General features: G+C 69.9%; 16 protein-coding genes and 1 pseudogene. 8 read left to right on the forward strand and 9 right to left on the reverse strand.

The genetic code is table 11. The features are described 5' to 3' along the window. The first annotated feature begins 220 nt into the window (after positions 1-220). Positions 221-1,507, forward strand: a complete 1,287-nt coding sequence (gene ccrA, locus AC3IF1_RS19475; RefSeq protein WP_243969548.1) for a crotonyl-CoA carboxylase/reductase — start codon at positions 221-223, stop codon at positions 1,505-1,507. Between the two features lie 206 nt (positions 1,508-1,713). Next, positions 1,714-2,013, forward strand: coding sequence for an alkylphosphonate utilization protein (locus tag AC3IF1_RS19480; protein ID WP_489218948.1), 300 nt, complete (start codon positions 1,714-1,716; stop codon positions 2,011-2,013). Between the two features lie 30 nt (positions 2,014-2,043). Here the strand turns inward: AC3IF1_RS19480 and AC3IF1_RS19485 are convergent, their stop codons facing one another. Continuing rightward, complete coding sequence (locus tag AC3IF1_RS19485) at positions 2,044-2,220, reverse strand: hypothetical protein (protein ID WP_243969544.1); 177 nt, start codon at positions 2,218-2,220, stop codon at positions 2,044-2,046. 204 nt (positions 2,221-2,424) lie between these two features. On the opposite strand from AC3IF1_RS19485, the pseudogene AC3IF1_RS19490 reads away from it, so the two are divergent. Then, positions 2,425-3,833: pseudogene (locus AC3IF1_RS19490) on the forward strand (S1 family serine peptidase). A 317-nt stretch (positions 3,834-4,150) separates the two neighbouring features. Here AC3IF1_RS19490 and AC3IF1_RS19495 read toward each other — a convergent pair. The 7 genes from AC3IF1_RS19495 to AC3IF1_RS19525 form a co-directional block, all read right to left on the reverse strand. Then, positions 4,151-4,306 carry a hypothetical protein gene (locus AC3IF1_RS19495; RefSeq protein ID WP_007563230.1) on the reverse strand — a complete coding sequence of 52 codons (156 nt, stop codon included), beginning with the start codon at positions 4,304-4,306 and terminating at the stop codon, positions 4,151-4,153. 121 nt (positions 4,307-4,427) lie between these two features. Next, positions 4,428-5,474 carry a cysteine synthase A gene (locus AC3IF1_RS19500; RefSeq protein WP_489218949.1) on the reverse strand — a complete coding sequence of 349 codons (1,047 nt, stop codon included), beginning with the start codon at positions 5,472-5,474 and terminating at the stop codon, positions 4,428-4,430. A gap of 39 nt (positions 5,475-5,513) precedes the next feature. Further along, a complete protein-coding gene (locus AC3IF1_RS19505; RefSeq protein WP_489218950.1) occupies positions 5,514-6,497 on the reverse strand; it encodes a sulfate/molybdate ABC transporter ATP-binding protein in 984 nt (327 codons plus the stop codon). A 70-nt stretch (positions 6,498-6,567) separates the two neighbouring features. Continuing rightward, on the reverse strand, positions 6,568-7,449 hold the full coding sequence (cysW, locus tag AC3IF1_RS19510; RefSeq protein WP_489218952.1) for a sulfate ABC transporter permease subunit CysW: 882 nt from the start codon (positions 7,447-7,449) through the stop codon (positions 6,568-6,570). After that, the gene (gene cysT / locus AC3IF1_RS19515; RefSeq protein ID WP_489218953.1) at positions 7,442-8,296 is read right to left on the reverse strand and encodes a sulfate ABC transporter permease subunit CysT; all 855 of its coding nucleotides are present in this window, start codon (positions 8,294-8,296) and stop codon (positions 7,442-7,444) included. Before cysT ends, cysW begins: the two co-directional genes overlap by 8 nt. Before the next feature lie 11 nt (positions 8,297-8,307). After that, the gene (locus tag AC3IF1_RS19520) at positions 8,308-9,345 is read right to left on the reverse strand and encodes a sulfate ABC transporter substrate-binding protein (RefSeq protein WP_243969532.1); all 1,038 of its coding nucleotides are present in this window, start codon (positions 9,343-9,345) and stop codon (positions 8,308-8,310) included. A gap of 354 nt (positions 9,346-9,699) precedes the next feature. After that, positions 9,700-9,885 carry a hypothetical protein gene (locus AC3IF1_RS19525; RefSeq protein WP_243969530.1) on the reverse strand — a complete coding sequence of 62 codons (186 nt, stop codon included), beginning with the start codon at positions 9,883-9,885 and terminating at the stop codon, positions 9,700-9,702. Between the two features lie 172 nt (positions 9,886-10,057). On the opposite strand from AC3IF1_RS19525, the gene AC3IF1_RS19530 reads away from it, so the two are divergent. The 5 genes from AC3IF1_RS19530 to fdhE all read left to right on the forward strand — a co-directional run bounded on the left by AC3IF1_RS19530 (position 10,058) and on the right by fdhE (position 16,627). Further along, positions 10,058-10,399 carry a hypothetical protein gene (locus AC3IF1_RS19530; protein WP_489218955.1) on the forward strand — a complete coding sequence of 114 codons (342 nt, stop codon included), beginning with the start codon at positions 10,058-10,060 and terminating at the stop codon, positions 10,397-10,399. A gap of 156 nt (positions 10,400-10,555) precedes the next feature. Then, the gene (gene fdnG, locus AC3IF1_RS19535) at positions 10,556-13,636 is read left to right on the forward strand and encodes a formate dehydrogenase-N subunit alpha (protein ID WP_243969526.1); all 3,081 of its coding nucleotides are present in this window, start codon (positions 10,556-10,558) and stop codon (positions 13,634-13,636) included. A 13-nt stretch (positions 13,637-13,649) separates the two neighbouring features. Beyond that, positions 13,650-14,585: a formate dehydrogenase subunit beta gene (fdxH, locus tag AC3IF1_RS19540; protein ID WP_243969524.1), complete on the forward strand. Its 936-nt coding sequence runs from the start codon at positions 13,650-13,652 to the stop codon at positions 14,583-14,585. A 320-nt stretch (positions 14,586-14,905) separates the two neighbouring features. Next, on the forward strand, positions 14,906-15,628 hold the full coding sequence (locus AC3IF1_RS19545; RefSeq protein ID WP_489218956.1) for a formate dehydrogenase subunit gamma: 723 nt from the start codon (positions 14,906-14,908) through the stop codon (positions 15,626-15,628). Between the two features lie 3 nt (positions 15,629-15,631). Further along, positions 15,632-16,627, forward strand: a complete 996-nt coding sequence (gene fdhE, locus AC3IF1_RS19550; protein ID WP_489218957.1) for a formate dehydrogenase accessory protein FdhE — start codon at positions 15,632-15,634, stop codon at positions 16,625-16,627. A 228-nt stretch (positions 16,628-16,855) separates the two neighbouring features. Here fdhE and AC3IF1_RS19555 read toward each other — a convergent pair whose 3' ends face one another. Further along, a complete protein-coding gene (locus AC3IF1_RS19555; RefSeq protein ID WP_489218958.1) occupies positions 16,856-17,200 on the reverse strand; it encodes a hypothetical protein in 345 nt (114 codons plus the stop codon). Between the last annotated feature and the right edge of the window lie 155 nt (positions 17,201-17,355).

Here is a 17,355-nt window from a genome sequence, read left to right on the forward strand (position 1 = left end):
GTCTCGGACCCGACACCCGCAAGGCCGGCGCGGAATAATACTTGGCCTGCCGAAAAGCCGAATTTGAATACGCGGGCGCCGTCCCTGTGCCGGGGCCTTTTTCCTGGCGGAAACCCTTCGGTTTCGACTTTCGGCCCACTTGGACACCTTCGGCATCGCCGCTATAGCGCGGGGGAGAACCGCGGCCTTTGAGAACCACGCGGGACGAGAGGAGAGCGAGATGGCGGCGAGCGCTGCGGTCGGTCCGGCAACCGGCGAGGTCAAGGACCTCTACGAGATGGGCGAGATCCCGCCGCTGGGTCACGTGCCGGCCAAGATGTATGCCTGGGCGATCCGGCGCGAGCGCCATGGGCCCCCGGAGCAGTCCCACCAGCTCGAAGTGCTGCCGGTCTGGGAGATCGGCGACGACGAGGTGCTGGTCTACGTCATGGCGGCGGGCGTCAACTACAACGGCGTCTGGGCCGGCCTCGGCGAGCCGATCTCGCCCTTCGACGTGCACAAGGGCGAATACCACATCGCCGGCTCGGACGCGTCCGGCATCGTCTGGAAGGTCGGCGCCAAGGTGAAGCGCTGGAAGGTCGGCGACGAGGTCATCGTCCATTGCAACCAGGACGACGGCGACGACGAGGAGTGCAACGGCGGCGACCCGATGTTCTCGCCGACCCAGCGGATCTGGGGCTACGAGACCGGCGACGGCTCCTTCGCGCAGTTCTGCCGGGTGCAGTCGCGCCAGCTGATGCACCGGCCCAAGCACCTGACCTGGGAGGAGGCGGCCTGCTACACGCTGACGCTCGCCACCGCCTACCGCATGCTGTTCGGCCACGCGCCGCACACGGTCCGTCCGGGCCAGAACGTGCTGATCTGGGGCGCCTCCGGCGGCCTCGGCGTGTTCGGCGTCCAGCTCTGCGCGGCCTCCGGCGCCAACGCCATCGCGGTGATCTCGGACGAGTCGAAGCGCGACTACGTGATGAGCCTCGGCGCCAAGGGCGTCATCAACCGCAAGGATTTCGACTGCTGGGGGCAGCTTCCCAAGGTGAACTCGCCCGAGTTCCACGCCTGGACGAAAGAAGCGCGGAAATTCGGCAAGGCGATCTGGGAGATCACCGGCAAGCAGGATGTCGACATCGTGTTCGAGCATCCCGGCGAGGCGACCTTCCCGGTCTCGGCGCTGGTGGTGAAGCGCGGCGGCATGGTGGTGTTCTGCGCCGGCACGACCGGCTTCAACATCACCTTCGACGCCCGCTACGTCTGGATGCGGCAGAAGCGGATCCAGGGCTCGCACTTCGCCCATCTCAAGCAGGCGTCCTCGGCCAACCAGTTCGTGCTCGACCGGCGGATCGACCCGTGCATGAGCGAGGTGTTCCCCTGGGACAAGATCCCCCAGGCCCACACCAAGATGTGGAAGAACCTGCACCCGCCGGGCAACATGGCCTGCCTGGTCAATTCCCCCCGCGCCGGTCTGCGCACCGTCGAGGACGTGATCGAGGCCGGGCCGCTCAAGCGGTAGCCCGCCCGGCCCCGGGGGCGGCGCGCCTGGCCAGTGCGGGCCCGCGCCCGATGCAAGTGCGGGCTCGCGCCCGGGCCGCCCGATCGGCTAAGCTCGTCCGTCCCCCGCCGACTCGGCGACTGGCTCGGTGCGTGGGGACGCGCGGATGACGGGCCTGCGAGATCCTGACCGGACCCTGCCCCGAACCGAACCCGGGGGCTGAGGATTTGACGGGCGACGACGAGACTTACGTGTACGACGAGGCCACCGGCGAGTGGCTGCCGCCGGGGGCGGCGGGCGCGGCCCCCGAGACGGTGGCGGTCCGCGACGCGGCCGGTACCATCCTCGCCGACGGCGATTCGGTGACCCTGATCAAGGACCTCAAGGTCAAGGGCGCCAACCAGACCCTGAAGCAGGGCACGGTCATCCGGTCGATCCGGCTCACGGACGATCCGGAGGAGATCGACTGCCGCCACGACACCATCAAGGGCCTCGTCCTGCGCACCGAGTTCGTGCGCAAGCGCTGAGCCCGTTGCGGGCGGAATGCGGCGGTGCGCCTAGCGCTTGCGCGGCTCGTCCTGCGGGAGGTGGCGCCCGTAGACCTCCTGCTTCTCCGCCCGCTCCTGGATCAGGTCGGCATAGGCCTGCCGCATCTCCGGGGAGACGCTGATGCTCTTGCCCTTGGCGGCCTTGCGCTTGGGCGCCTTCTTGAAGGTGTTGTTCGTCTCGCTCATGCCGGCCCCCTCGAACCGTGGCGGCGTCGCGCGGCCCCTAGGCCGATTCGGGTGTCCGGCCGCCGCCCGGGGCCGGACAGGCGCCCTGTAGCGCATCGCGGCGGGGGACGCACGGTGGCACAGCGTCGGCGGGGATCGAAACGGTGCGATCTGGCCTGCCGCATCGGCCTCTGCCAGGATCGGGCCGTGGGATCGGGGGCGAACATGGATTCGGGCGGATCGTGGCTGGACGGGGTCCGGGGCGCGACGGTGCTGCTCGCCGGCCTCCTCGCCGCAGCCCAGGCCCAGACCCAAGCCCAGACCCAGACCCGGCCGGTCCCGCCCCGGGCTGCGCCGGCGGCCGGGATACCGGTCGATCCCGCCTTCGAGGCGGCGAAGGCGGCGTTCGAGGCCCTGCCCGAGGCGGAGCGCAGGGCCGTCCAGGAGGCCCTGGTCTGGACCGGCGCCTTCAACGCCGTGGTCTCGGGGGCGTTCGGGCGGCGGACCTTCGAGGCGCTCGACGCCTACCGGACCCGCGCCGGCGGGGCCGACCCCCTCGACCCGCGCGGGCGGGCGGCGCTCCTGGCGGCCGGCGCCGCGGCCAGGGCGGCGGCGCGCTTCCGGGTCGCCGTGGATCCCGGCAGCGGCGCGGCGATGGGCGTGCCCGAGCGCCTGCTGGCGAAGCGCACCGCCCTCCCCTCGGGGACCCGCTGGCAGAGCCAGGACGGCCGCGTGACCCTGGAGACCCGGGCCTACCCGCCGGGGACCGAGACCCTGGACAGCCTGTTCGAGAAGGCCACCGCGCCGCTGCCGAGCCGCAAGGTCACCTACAGGCTGCGGCGGCCGGACAGCGTGGTGGTCACCGCCGAGACCGGGACCGGCCGGTCCTATATCCGCTACGCCGCCGGGCCGGCGGGCGTGCGCGGCTTCCTGTTCGGCTACGACCGGGCCCTGGCGCCGGAGGTCGACCGCCTCGTGATCGCGGTGGCGAACGCCTTCGCGCCGTTCCCGGAGGCCGCCGCGGTGCCGACCGATCCGCTGCGACGGCCCGACCGGCTCCGGCCCGGCCCGAGGCCGGCCCTGCCCCGGCACAGGAGGTCTCCAGCGCGGGGGCCGGTCTCACGGTGGCGCCGGGCCGCGTGCTCACGGCCGCCGCGGTCCTGGAGGGCTGCACCCTGCCCCGCATCGGGGGCGCGCCGGCCCGGACGCTCGCCGCCGACCCGGCTGGTCTCGCGCTCCTCGACGCGCCGGGGGCCCCCGCCCCGCTCCGGCCCGCAGCGCGGGTCGAGCCGGTCGGGGCCGAGGACGGCCTGATCGCCCTTGCCCCGGGCCCGGACGGAATCGGGGCCGCCCCCGGAAGCGCGGCCGGGGGCGACGTGATCGCGGCCCTCCAGCCAGGCTCGGCCGGCGCGCCGGTGCTCGACCGGTCCGGTCGGCTCGTCGGGCTGGTCGCCCGCTATCCCGTGGCGCCGCGCCGGGTCGCCGGGATCGTGCCCCCGGCGCGCCTGCCGCTGGTGCCGGTCCGGGCGATCGGCCCGTTCCTCGCCGCCCAGGGCATCGCCGAGGCGAAGCCGCTTCAGGACGGCGGCCCCGGGGCGGTGGCGCGGGCGGTGGTGGGCATCGCCTGCCGCTAGCGCCTCCCAAGGGCGCGGTCAGGCCCGAGGCTTGGGGACCCTTGGCTTGGGCACCCTGGCCATCCAGCCCGCGCCCGCCTTCGAGGCCTCCGCTGCGCTCCGGCGCCCCCGGCGAAGGGCGGTCGGGGTGGGATGCCGAACGCCGGTCCATTCCGTCATCGCAAGGTCGACGACCGTGGTCCGGCACGTTCGGGAGCGGCGCCGGCGCACCGTCCCGCGAAATCGCGATCGGGACGATGCCTTCGTCCCTCGATCCGCCTCACCCCGAACGCCGGAGGCCGTCTTTCGGGGTGAGGCTTCGGGCACCGGCCCGCGGATTACAGGCGGCCGGTGACCAGCAGGACGATCAGCACGATGAGCAGGATGCCGCCGAGGCCGAAGCCGGGACCGCGATAGGCGCCGCCGCCGAGGAAGCCGCCGCCACCGAAGGCCAGGATGATCAGGATGATGAGGAGGATGGTGACGAGGGACATGGTCGAACTCTCCGGACGGTCGCGCTGATGCGAGCGTGACCGTTCAAACGCTGCGACATTCCGTTCCGTTCAACCCCACGCCACGCTTTTGTGAGGAAAGTTTCGGATGGGCGCCCGGGTCTCAGGCGTGCCAGTCCGGCAGCGCGTCCCCGGGCGCGTCGAGCCAGCCCGGCACCGGCAGGTTCCGCTCCGTCAGGAACGCCGGGTTGAACAGCTTCGAGGCGTAGCGCGCCGCCCCGTCGCACAGGATCGTCACCACGGTGTGGCCGGGCCCGAGTTCCCGGGCCAGCCGGATCGCCCCGGCGACGTTGATCCCCGAGGAGCCGCCGAGCGACAGCCCCTCCTCCCGCATCAGGCCGAACACGATGTCCAGCGCCTCGCGGTCCGGGATGCGGAAGGCATGATCCGGGGTGAAGCCGTCGAGGTTCCGCGTGATGCGGCCCTGGCCGATCCCCTCGGTGATCGAGGACCCCTCGGCCTTCAGGGTACCGGTCGTGTAGTGGGCGTAGAGGGCCGAGCCCTCCGGGTCCGAGAGGGCGATCTTCACCTGCGGATTGCGGGCGCGCAGGGCCGCGGCGGTGCCGGCCAGCGTGCCCCCGGTCCCGGCCGCGCAGGTGAAGCCGTCGACCCGGCCGCCGGTCTGCGCCCAGATCTCCGGGCCGGTGCCGTCCACATGGGCCTTCCGGTTGGCGACATTGTCGAACTGGTCGGCGAAGAAGGCACCCGCCGGTTCCGTGGCGGCGAGCTTGTCCGCGAGCCGTCGGGCGACGTGGACGTAGTTGTTCGGGTTGGCGAAGGGCACGGCCGGCACCTCGACGAGGCGCGCCCCCGCGAGCCGCAGGGTCTGCTTCTTCTCCTCGGACTGGGTGACCGGAATGACGATCAGCGTCCGGTAGCCGCGCACCGACGCCACCAGGGCGAGGCCGATGCCGGTATTGCCGGCGGTGCCCTCCACGATGGTGCCGCCCGGCTGGATCAGGCCCCGCGCCTCCGCGTCCCGCACGATGGCGAGCGCGGCGCGGTCCTTCACCGACAGGCCGGGATTGAGGAACTCGGCCTTCCCAAGAATCTCGCAGCCGGTCGCCTCGGAGGCCCGGCGCAGGCGGATCAGCGGCGTGTCGCCGATGGCGGCGAGGACATCCGGAGCGGTGCGATTCGGTTCGGTCATGGGCGGGAACCTAGGCAGGTGCACCGGGGCTGGCGAGCGTCACCCGAACACATGCCCCCCGTTGATCCGCAGGCCCACCGGGTGCCCGGCCGGGTAGCGCACGCCGTCGAAATCCTCCACGGCGAGCAGACGCCCCTCGGCATCGGCCACCTCGATCCGCTGGCGTCCTTGCGTCCGGTAGGAGCTGCGCACGGTGCCGGTGAGATGCGCGGTCTCGGGCTCGGCGAGCTGCAGCTGCCAGGGGCGCACGTAGAGCTTGACCGGGCCGATCACCCCGGCGGGCGCCACCACCGGCGTCTCCCGGCCCCGCACCAGGACGCGGCCGCCCTCGGCGATGGCCTCGACCTCGACGGAATCCCCCAAAAACTTCATCACGGTGGCGGAGGCCGGGTGCTCCTGCACCTCGTCGGGGGTGCCGACCTGCTCGAGGCGCCCGTGGTCGAGCACCGCCACCCGGTCGGACAGCTCCAGGGCCTCGTCCTGGTCGTGGGTCACGAAGATCGTGGTCTGGCCGGTGCGGTCGTGGATCTCTCGCAGCCAGCGGCGCAGGTCTTTTCGCACCTGGGCGTCCAGCGCCCCGAAGGGCTCGTCCAGCAGCAGCACCCGGGGCTCGACCGCGAGCGCCCGGGCGAGCGCCACCCGCTGGCGCTGTCCGCCCGAGAGCTGCGACGGATAGCGGTCGCCGAAGCCGGAGAGCCGGATCAGATCGAGGAGGTCGCCGACCCGGCGCTTGATCTCAGGCCTGGCCGGCCGGTCGGCGCGGCGGCGCGCGTTCAGCCCGTAGGCGATGTTGTCGGCCACGCTCATATGCTTGAACAGGGCGTAGTGCTGGAACACGAAGCCCACCGCCCGCTCCTGCACGGGCAGGCCGGTGGCATCGTCGCCGCCGAACAGGATCCGGCCCCGGTCCGGCGCGTCGAGCCCGGCGATGATCCGCAGCAGCGTCGTCTTGCCGGAACCCGAGGGGCCGAGCAGGCCGATCAGCTCCCCCGCCCGCACGTCGAGGGACAGGTCGTGCAGCACCGCCGCCGTGTCGAAGGTCTTCGAGACGCTCTCGACCCGGATCGCCGTCGACGGGCGGTCCGAGGGGGCGTCAGTGCGCCCGGCCGCCCGCGAGTTCGCCTGAGAAGCGCCATTCGAGGACGGATTTGAGGACGAGGGTGATGAGGGCAAGGGCGGCAAGGAGCGAAGCGACGGCGAAGGCGGCGACGAAGTTGTACTCATTGTAGAGGATCTCCACGTGGAGCGGGATGGTGTTGGTCAGGCCGCGGATGTGGCCCGACACCACCGAGACCGCCCCGAATTCGCCCATCGCCCGGGCATTGCAGAGGAGCACGCTGTAGAGCAGGCCCCAGCGGATGTTGGGCAGCGTCACCGTGCGGAACGCGTGCAGGCCCGAGGCGCCGAGCGTCAGCGCCGCCTCCTCCTCGGCGGTGCCCTGCTCCTGCATCAGCGGGATCAGCTCCCGGGCGACGAACGGGAAGGTCACGAACACCGTAGCCAGCACGATCCCCGGCAGGGCGAACAGCACCTGGATGCCGTGATCGAGCAGGAATCCGCCGAACAGGCCCTGGGAACCGAACAGCAGCACGTAGATCAGCCCCGAGACCACCGGCGAGACCGAGAAGGGCAGGTCGATCAGGGTGATCAGCAGGGATTTCCCGGGGAACTCGAACTTGGCGATCGCCCAGGAGGCGGCGAGCCCGAACACCACGTTGAACGGCACCGCGATCGCCGCCACCGTCAGCGTCAGGCGGATCGCGCTCCAGGCGTCCGGCTCCCGGAACGCGTCCAGGAAGGCGGCCAGCCCGTGGGACAGGGCCTGGGTGAAGACCGCGATCAGCGGCAGCACCAGGAACAGCGCCAGGAACGCCACGGCGATCCCGATCAGGACCGCGCGGGTGGCCGCCCCCTCGGAGGCGACCGAGTCCGGCTTGGCCGACGGCACGTAGGCCGGGGAGAAGATCTCAGACATAGCCGAACCGCCGCCGTGACCAGGTCTGGATGAGGTTGATGGCGAGCAGCGTCAGGAACGAGATCCCGAGCATGATCGTGGCGATCGCCGCCGCCCCGCCATAGTCGAACTCGGAGAGCTTGATCACGATCAGCAGCGGCGCGATCTCCGACACGTAGGGCAGGTTGCCGGCGATGAAGATGATCGAGCCGTACTCGCCGACCCCCCGGGCGAAGGCGAGCGCGAAGCCGGTGAGCACCGCCGGGATCAGCGGCGGCAGCACGACCTTGGTCAAGGTGACGATCCGCGTGGCGCCCAGGGTTGCGGAGGCCTCCTCGATCTCCTTGTCGATCTCGGCGATCAGCGGCTGCACGGTCCGCACCGCGAAGGGCAGGCCGATGAACACCATGGCGATGAAGATGCCCACCGGGGTGTAGGCCGCCTGGATGCCGAGCCGGGCCAGGGGCGCGCCGACGAGCCCGTCCGGCGCATAGAGCGAGGCCAGCGCGATGCCGGCGACCGCGGTCGGAAGGGCGAAGGGCAGGTCCACCGCCGCGTCGACGAGCTTGCGGCCCGGGAAGCGGTAGCGGATCAGCACCCAGGCGACCAGGAAGCCGAACACGGAGGCCACGAGGGCGGCGAGCGCCGAGACGCCGAAGCTGATCCGCAGGGCGCTCGCCACCCGCGGATCGGTGGCGACCCCCCAGATCCCCGAGAGCCCGAGCCCCGAGGCCTTGGCGACCAGCCCGGCGAGCGGCAGCAGCACGATCAGCCCGAGGCAGGTCAGCGTGTAGCCGAAGCTGATCCCGAAGCCCGGGATCACGCTCGGCCGGCGGAAGGTGCGTTTGTGACGCGGCGTCTCGACCATGGTCCGGAGCCTCAGCGGCCGGCGCGGCTCAAGCGGTCGAACAGGCCGCCGGCGTCGAAGTTCCGCTTCTGGATCTCGTCCCAGGAGCCCTGCAGGTCCTCGATCTTGAACAGCTTGATCTCGGGGAGCTGGGCGAGGTCGGCGGGCGCCGCCGCGTCCCGCTTGATCGGCCGATAATGGTGCTTGGCGAAGATCGCCTGGGCGCGGTCGGTGTAGAGGAAGTCCAGATAGGCCTGGGCGGCCTTGGTGGTGCCCTTGCGCTCGGCGTTCACCGCCACGAGGGCCACCGGCGGCTCGGCGTAGATCGAGCTCGGCGGCGAGACGATGTCGAACTTGTCGGCGCCGAACTCCTGGAGCACCAGATAGGCCTCGTTCTCCCAAGTCGGGAGCACGTCGCCGAGGCCGCGCTGGGCGAAGGTCACGGTCGAGCCGCGCGCGCCCGTGTCGAGCACCGGCACGTTCCTGTAGATCTGCCCCACGAAGGCGTCGGCCTTGGCGGCGTCCTTGTCCTGACCGTAGGCGTAGCCCCAGGCCGCCAGGAAGTTCCAGCGCCCGCCCGCCGAGGTCTTCGGGTTCGGGGTGATCACCTTCACGTCGGGCTTGGCGAGGTCGGCCCAGTCCTTGACGCCCTTCGGGTTGCCCTTGCGGACCAGGAACACCACCGTCGAGGTGTAGGCCACGCCCTCGTTGGGGAGCTTGGTCCGCCAATCCTCCGGGATCTTGTGGGTGAGCCGGGCGATGGCGTCGATGTCCGAGGGGATGCCCAGGGTGACCACGTCGGCATCGACGCCGTCGATCACCGTGCGCGCCTGCGCCCCCGAGCCGCCGTGGGAGGCGCGGACCGTGATCGCCTCCCCGGTCTTGGCCTTCCACTCCTCGGCGAAGACCGCGTTGATCTCCCGGTAGAGCTCACGGGTCGGGTCGTAGGAGACGTTGAGCAGGGCGGTCTCGGCGGCGGCCGGGTGCGGGCCGGTCCACAGGCCGGCCCCGGCCAGCAGGGACAGGGCGACCGCCCGGACGATTCGGCTTCGACCCGCAGCGTACGTCATCCCGTCCGATCCCCGGCCATTCGCGGTTGCGATGCAGGGGTCGCCCCCCGGAGAGCCAGAAATCGTTCGTTTTATCGAACGAAGTCAAGTCCAGCCGCGGAAATGCCCGATGCCCTGCGGTGGGGAGAATCCGGGAGACCGTTGGAAAGGCAAGCGTCGTCAGGGGCGTAGCCGGCTAGAAGGCATGGATCTTCTCCCGAGATCGGATCGAGGGGAAGAAACATGACGTCTCGGCTGGTTCCATAGAACGAACGATCTCTTGTGTGGTGGCGCACACCGATCTGGCCCGCAGGTCCGCCTGCCGGGCGTGACGAGCCCGCTCGTCCGAGCGCGCCTGTAAAATTCCGGTCCGGATCAGACCTTCGGCTTGGTGAGCTGGGCGATGAGCGCTTCCAGGCGCTGCGTCACCGGGGCCGCGAGGGCCTCCGCGTAGTAGACACGCAGGTTCTGGCCGAGGTGGCGCCGGATTCCGGTGGGAAGGGGCGTCGCGCGCGCGGCCGGTCCGGGCGGAGATGGACGCTCGGGATGCGGCTTCGACATGATCGGGACATCCTGGCATCGGCTCCGGACCAGAATGGCAAAGCTTGGTTAAGGACAAGTCTCCTCCGGCCGGGCGGGGCGCGCCGACCGCCGGGGCGGTGTCGCAGGCCGGAACTGGCGCCGCCGGGGACACGTTGCTCACCTTTGACAATCCTGCTGCCCGGAGCCGCCCGTGTCCCGCCCGATCCCGTTGACGACGTTGGTATTTCTGGTGGCGGTCATGGCCGGATCGCCGTGCCTGGCCCAGACGAAGCCCGGGGAGATCAAGGGCGTCGACGCGATGGGCGACAAGTCCCGGAGTGCCCAGGACGGCTGGAGCCAGGCCCCCGTGCCCCGGGAACAATCGGCCGCCAAGGACGCGCCGGATCCCGGCGGCCAGTCGACCAAGGAGAATGCCGACCGTCCGGTCCCGAAGGCCGAAACGGGCGGCTCCTCCGCCACCGAGCCGCAGGCGCCCCTGGAACACCGGACCGCGGGGCCTTCGGGAACCAATCCCGCGATTCCGAGCAAGTAAAAAAACCGTTTCCCCGGAGGACGATACCGGACCGGGGAAACGTGCCGCTTCATCCGGGACAGGATCGGATGCTGTGTCACGCAACCGCACTTGCCTCGCGCACGCTTTTTTGGGACACCCTGGAATTATACCAGATCGCTTTTTTGTGAGGCGGAGATGACGGTCCAGGTCTCAAGGCGCGGCTTGCTCAGGGGGGCCGGCGCCGGCCTCGCGGGCGGCACGCTCGGCGCGCTCGGGTTCGGCGGCCTCGAACCGGCCATGGCCGCCGCGGTGCGGCCGTTCAAGCTCGCGCAGATGCGCGAGACCCGCAACACCTGCCCGTACTGCTCGGTCGCCTGCGGCGTGATTCTCTACAGCCTCGGCGACCGCTCGAAGAACGCCCGCTCCTCGGTGATGCACATCGAGGGCGACCCGGATCATCCGGTCAACCGCGGCACCCTTTGCCCGAAGGGTTCGGCGCTGCTCGACTTCGTGCATGCCGAGACCCGCACCAAGTACCCGCTCCACCGCGCCCCGGGCTCCTCGGAGTTCAAGCGCGTCTCCTGGGACTTCGCCCTCGACCGGATCGCGAAGCTCATGAAGGAGGACCGGGACAAGAACTTCGTGGCCAAGAACGGCGACCTCACGGTCAACCGCTGGACCACGATGGGCTTCCTCGGCGCCTCGGCCACCACCAACGAGACGGCTTGGCTGACCTACAAGACAGTCCGCAGCATGGGGGCCCTGGTCTTCGATAACCAGGCCAGGGTTTGACACGGTCCGTCGGTCGCCAGTTTGGCGCCCTCCTTCGGACGCGGTGCGATGACCAACCTCTGGATGGACATCAAGCACGCGGACGTGATCACCGTGATGGGCGGCAATGCCGCCGAGGCGCATCCCTGCGGCTTCAAGTGGGTCGTCGAGGCGAAGGCCCATAACAACGCCAAGCTGATCGTCGTCGATCCGCGCTTCACCCGCACGGCCTCGGTGGCCGATCTGTACTGCCCGATCCGGCAGGGGTCGGACATCGCGTTCCTGTCGGGCGTCGCGAAGTACCTGATCGACAACGACAAGCTGCAGCACCGCTACGTCTCCGCCTACAGCAACGCCGGGTACGTGGTCCGCGAGGGCTACGACTTCAGCGAGGGCCTGTTCGCGGGCTACGACGCCGACAAGCGCGACTACGACAAGACCACCTGGGACTACGAGATCGGCCCCGACGGCTACGCCGTGGTCGACGAGACGATGCAGCACCCGCGCTGCGTCATGCAGCTCCTCAAGAAGCACATCGCCATCTACACGCCGGAGATGGTGGAGCGGATCTGCGGCTCGCCGAAGGAGACCTTCCTGAAGGTCTGCGAGATGATCGCGACCACGTCCTCTCCGGAGCGGACGATGGCCTCGCTCTACGCGCTCGGCTGGACGCACCATTCCAAGGGCTCGCAGAACATCCGGGCGATGTGCATCGTCCAGACGCTGCTCGGCAATATCGGTATGCTCGGCGGCGGCATGCAGGCCCTGCGCGGCCACTCCAACATCCAGGGGCTGACCGATCTCGGGCTGATGAGCAACCTCATCCCCGGCTATCTGAACATCCCGGTGGAGAAGGAGCCCGATTACGCGAGCTACGCCGCCAAGCGGCAGTTCAAGCCGCTGCGTCCCGGGCAGACGAGCTACTGGCAGAACTACAACAAGTTCTTCGTCTCGTTCCAGAAGGCGATGTGGGGCGACTACGCCACCAAGGAGAACGACTGGGCCTACGACTACCTGCCCAAGCTCGATGTGGCGACCTACGACGTGCTGCGCGGGTTCGAGCTCGCCAAGCAGGGCAAGATGACCGGCTACGTCATCCAGGGCTTCAACCCCCTGATGTCGTTCCCGAATCGCGCCAAGATGACGGAAGCCTTCTCCAAGATGAAGTTCATCGTGGTGATGGATCCGCTCAAGACCGAGACGGCCCGGTTCTGGGAGAATCACGGCGAGTACAACGACGTCGATCCGACCCAGATCCAGACCGAGGTGTTCGAGCTTCCGACCACCCTGTTCGTGGAGGAGGAGGGCTCACTCTCGAACTCGAGCCGGTGGCTGCAATGGCACTGGCAGGCCCAGGAAGCGCCGGGCGAGTGCCGCTCGGACATCGAGATCATGTCGGGGATCTTCCTCCGCATGAAGGAGGCCTACAAGAAGGATGGCGGGGCGTTCCCGGACGCGATCGTCAATCTGAAGTGGGACTACGCGATGTCGGAGTCGCCGACGCCCGTGGAATTGGCCCGCGAACTCAACGGCTATACCCTGGCGCCGACCCCGGACCTGAACGGGACCATCATCCCGGCGGGCAAGCAGGTCGACGGCTTCGCCCAGCTCAAGGACGACGGGACCACCGCCTGCGGGTGCTGGATCTACTCGGGCTGCTACACCGAGAAGGGCAACATGATGGCCCGCCGGGACAACAATGATCCCGGCGACCGCGGCATCGCGCCGAACTGGGCCTTCGCGTGGCCCGCCAACCGGCGCGTGCTCTACAACCGGGCCTCCTGCGACCCCGAGGGCAAGCCCTGGTCTGAGAAGAAGAAGCTCATCGAGTGGAACGGCAAGCAGTGGATCGGCTTCGACGTGCCGGATTACGGCGTCACCGTCGCCCCCGATAAGGGCGTCGGCCCGTTCATCCTGAACCAGGAGGGCGTCGCCCGCCTGTGGACCCGGGGTCTCATGCGCGACGGGCCGTTCCCGACGCACTACGAGCCGTTCGAATCGCCGGTGGCCAACATCCCGTTCCCGAAGATCAAGGGCGCGCCTGCGGCCCGCATCTTCAAGGACGACCTGGCCGATCTCGGCGACGCGAAGGAGTTTCCCTACGCGGCAACGAGCTACCGGCTCACCGAGCACTTCCACGGCTGGACCAAGCATGCCCGGATCAACGCGATCCTCCAGCCGGAGGCGTTCGTGGAGATCTCCGAGGAACTCGCCAAGGAGAAGGGCATCGCCAGGGGCTCATGGGTCCGCGTCTGGTCGAAGCGCGGCTCGCTCAAGGCCAAGGCCATGGTGACCAAGCGGATCAAGCCGCTGATCTGCGACGGCAAGCCCGTCCACGTCGTCGGCATCCCGCAGCACTGGGGCTTCATGGGCCTGACCAAGAAAGGATGGCACCCGAACTCGCTGACACCCGTGGTGGGCGACGCGAACACCGAGACGCCGGAGTTCAAGGCTTGGCTCGTGAATATCGAGCCGACCACGCCGCCGTCGGACGCGGTCGCATAGGGGGAGCTGACACATGGCCGACTACAGCTCCCTTGACATCCGCCAGCGCTCCGCCTCCACGGAGACGCCGCCGGAGATCCGCCGCCAGGTGGAGGTCGCAAAACTCATCGACGTGTCGAAGTGCATCGGCTGCAAGGCCTGCCAATCGGCCTGCGAAGAGTGGAACGACCTGCGCGACGACATCGGCGTCAACACCGGCAGCTATCAGAACCCCCACGACCTCACCCCGAAGTCGTGGACCCTGATGCGGTTCACCGAGTACGAGAACCCGGAGACCCAGAACCTCGAATGGCTGATCCGCAAGGACGGCTGCATGCACTGCACCGAGCCGGGCTGCCTCAAGGCCTGCCCGTCGCCCGGCGCGATCGTGCAGTACTCCAACGGCATCGTCGACTTTATCGAGGAGAACTGCATCGGCTGCGGCTACTGCGTGAAGGGCTGCCCGTTCAACATCCCGCGGATCAGCCAGACCGACCACAAGGCGTACAAGTGCACCCTGTGCTCGGACCGGGTCGCGGTCGGTCAGGCCCCGGCCTGCGCCAAGGCCTGCCCGACCGGCTCGATCATGTTCGGCACCAAGCAGGCGATGATCGAGCAGGCGGAGACCCGGGTCGAGGACCTGAAGTCGCGCGGCTTCGCCCATGCCGGCCTCTACGACCCGGCCGGCGTCGGCGGCACGCACGTCATGTACGTGCTGCACCATGCCGACCAGCCGAGCCTCTATGCCGGCCTGCCGAACGACCCGAAGATCTCGCCGCTGGTCGCTTTCTGGAAGGGCGGCGCCAAGGTGTTCGGGCTCGCCGCCATGGGCTTCGCCGCGGTGGCGGGCTTCTTCCACTACGTCACGGCCGGCCCGAACGAGGTCGTGCCCGAGGAGGAGGAAGAGGCGGTCGAGTACGACGAGGCCAAGCGCCGGGAGACCGGTGGCGGCGAGGCACGGCCGCACTAAGAGCCGACGGTCTCCCTCCCCCCTCTGCGGGGGAGGGTGTCCCCCGAAGGGGGGGCGGGAGAGGGGAGCGACGGTGTCGAAGAAGGCTGCGGCCTTCATCACCGCTCCGCCCCTTTCTGAACCCGGGTTCCCCTCTTGCGGGACTTCGTCCCGGCCCGACCCCTGCTGACGCAGGGGCCACCCTCCCCCGCAGAGGGGGGAGGGAAAGGCGCGCGGTTCCGGAATCGACAGGGTGGAGACGGCACCGCCGCCACACCCTATCTTGTACGAAACGGCCGCCCCGCGCCGCGGAGCCGGCCCCGTCAGGCGAGTGAAGGCCGATGACGATCCACAGCGATATCCGCGACGGCGATCCCCGCCCCCTGCACCACGCCAAGGCCGAGACGCCGGAGGTGCTGTACGTCCCGCGCTACACCGGCGTGCAGCGCGTGAACCACTGGATCACCGCGATCCTGTTCACGCTGCTGACCCTTTCGGGGCTGGCGATGTTCACGCCCTACCTGTTCTCGCTCACCGGCCTGTTCGGCGGCGGGCAGGCGACCCGGGCGATCCATCCCTGGTTCGGCGTGGCGCTCGCCGTGAGCTTCTTCTTCCTGTTCGTGCGCTTCTGGAAGCTGAACATCCCCAACAAGGACGATGTCGCGTGGTCCATGAAGATCGGCGACGTGGTCACCAACCGTGAGGACCGGCTGCCCGAACTCGGGAAGTACAATGCCGGGCAGAAGGGCGTGTTCTGGGGCCAGACCGCGCTGATCGGCGTGATGTTCGTCACCGGCCTCGTGATCTGGAACACCTATTTCGGCGGCTTCACCCCGATCGAGACCCAGCGCTGGGCGCTGCTCGCGCACTCGCTCGCCGCCGTGATCGCCATCGCGATCATCGTCGTGCACATCTACGCCGGCATCTGGGTGCGCGGCACCGGCCGGGCGATGGTCCGCGGCACGGTCACGGGCGGCTGGGCCTATCGCCACCACCGCAAGTGGTTCCGGCAGATCGCCGGCAGCAAGGCCCGCGACGGCGCGGTGGACAAGAGCGGATCCTGAGGCGTGGCCAATTTCTTCCGGCGCAAGCCCGCGGCGCCGGCCGCGGATGAGTCGACCCCTGTCGCGGCCGAACCGAAACCCCGCCGCCGGGATTTCTCCGAGCTGCAGCCCGACCCCGACAAGATCGGGATCTCGGGCTCGGTCCCGTTCGTGCGCCTGCCCGATCCGGCGACGCTGTTCGCCGACCGGGCCGAGCGCCTGATTGCGGTCGCGCCCGGCCACCCGCTGGAGGCCTATCTCCGGTTCGTGGCCGCGATCGCCCGCGCCCAGGCGACGCTCCAGGCGAAGGGGCCGCCGGCCATCCCGCCGGACGCGGCCGATCTGGCGCTGCGGAGCGAGCACGGCATGCCGCCCCTGTCGCGGCACAGCCTGGAGGCCGATACGGGCTTCGACGCCTGCCTCCTGGGCCTCCTCGACGCCGTCGACCTCGCCACGGCACCGGAGGCCTCTCAGGCGGCGCGGGAGACCCTGCGCGCGGCGTCCCCGGCGGATCGCCTCGACCTCGCCCTGCAGGTCTTCGAGGGGGCGCTGCCGATGGACCGGATCGCCGAATGCGTGTTCGTGGCGGCGGCCCTGCAGATCCGCCTCGCCGAACAGGCCGCCCGCCTCGACACCAAGGTCCTGAAGCCGGTGGCCGACGGCGTCTGCCCGTGCTGCGGCGGTGCCCCGGTGGCGAGCGTCATCGTGGCCTGGACCCCGGCCGACAAGGCCCGCTACCTGAGCTGCTCGCTCTGCGGCACCTTCTGGAACCACGTCCGCATCCGCTGCACCGCCTGCGGCGCAGGCGAGGGCGTCAGCTATTACGGCCTCGACGAGGTCTCGAAGGACGTCCAGGTCGAGACCTGCACGACCTGCCACAGCTACATCAAGCACCTGCACCAGCACCGGGCGCCGACCCTCGACCCGGTGGCGGACGACATCGCCGCCTACGGGCTGGATCTTAAGATCGCCGAGGAGGGGTTCCGGCGGGCCGGGCTGAACCTGCTGTTCGTGATCTAGCTGAACTGCGCCCGCGTTGGGGCAATCCCTATCCTAAGCCAATCCCCCTCCTCCTGAGGTGCCGCGGAGCGGCCTCGAAGGAGGGCTCCAGGAATCGCGCGGCCGGCTGGAGGGCTCCTTCGAGGCCTCCGCTGCGCTCCGGCGCCTCAGGATGAGGGAGATGGGTTGGACGCACGTTGAGGATTGAAACCAGAGGCCCCAACGGCGCGCCGAACCGAAAGACTCCGCTCAGCGATACCCGTACCGGCTCTTGGCGGCAGCCAGGAGATGCACAGCCTCGCCGGACTTGCCGGCGGCGCATTCCGAGGCGGCCTGCGCCAGATCGGCGTTGAACCGGTCGCCCACCGGCTTGTTGAGGTTGCCGGTGGCGACGTCGCTGTCGACGATCGCCTTGGTGCGCGCGATCTCCGGACCGCAGCCGCTGCCGGTCGGCAGGGCCACCGGGGCGGGGATCACGGGCGAAGGCTCCATGACCGCCGGGGTGGTCCGCGACTGGCAGGCCCCCAGCGCCGCGACGGCGAGCACGGCGAGGCTGAGGCGCATCGGGAGACGGGACGCGGGCACGGCGATCATCCTGTTGGGGCGCGAGGGGCAGCGCCGCCCGGGTTTTGAGCCGAGCTTGGCAGCGGGTCAATCGCCGCCGCGATAGGATCATCGATCACAGGATGCGGGGCGGCGGATACCCGCCGCGCGGAATTCCGGTGTCGTCAGAGGGGCTTGGCGCGCGC

Source organism: Methylobacterium sp. E-012 (assembly GCF_057836545.1).

Excerpts from the sequence above, each read along its gene's own strand:
- ccrA (WP_243969548.1), top strand. The coding sequence starts at position 221 with ATGGCGGCGAGCGCTGCGGTCGGTCCGGCAACCGGCGAGGTCAAGGAC.
- AC3IF1_RS19485 (WP_243969544.1), bottom strand. The coding sequence starts at position 2,220 with ATGAGCGAGACGAACAACACCTTCAAGAAGGCGCCCAAGCGCAAGGCC.
- AC3IF1_RS19495 (WP_007563230.1), bottom strand. The coding sequence starts at position 4,306 with ATGTCCCTCGTCACCATCCTCCTCATCATCCTGATCATCCTGGCCTTC.
- AC3IF1_RS19500 (WP_489218949.1), bottom strand. The coding sequence starts at position 5,474 with ATGACCGAACCGAATCGCACCGCTCCGGATGTCCTCGCCGCCATCGGC.
- cysW (WP_489218952.1), bottom strand. The coding sequence starts at position 7,449 with ATGTCTGAGATCTTCTCCCCGGCCTACGTGCCGTCGGCCAAGCCGGAC.
- cysT (WP_489218953.1), bottom strand. The coding sequence starts at position 8,296 with ATGGTCGAGACGCCGCGTCACAAACGCACCTTCCGCCGGCCGAGCGTG.
- AC3IF1_RS19520 (WP_243969532.1), bottom strand. The coding sequence starts at position 9,345 with ATGACGTACGCTGCGGGTCGAAGCCGAATCGTCCGGGCGGTCGCCCTG.
- AC3IF1_RS19525 (WP_243969530.1), bottom strand. The coding sequence starts at position 9,885 with ATGTCGAAGCCGCATCCCGAGCGTCCATCTCCGCCCGGACCGGCCGCG.
- fdxH (WP_243969524.1), top strand. The coding sequence starts at position 13,650 with ATGGCCGACTACAGCTCCCTTGACATCCGCCAGCGCTCCGCCTCCACG.
- AC3IF1_RS19545 (WP_489218956.1), top strand. The coding sequence starts at position 14,906 with ATGACGATCCACAGCGATATCCGCGACGGCGATCCCCGCCCCCTGCAC.
- AC3IF1_RS19555 (WP_489218958.1), bottom strand. The coding sequence starts at position 17,200 with ATGATCGCCGTGCCCGCGTCCCGTCTCCCGATGCGCCTCAGCCTCGCC.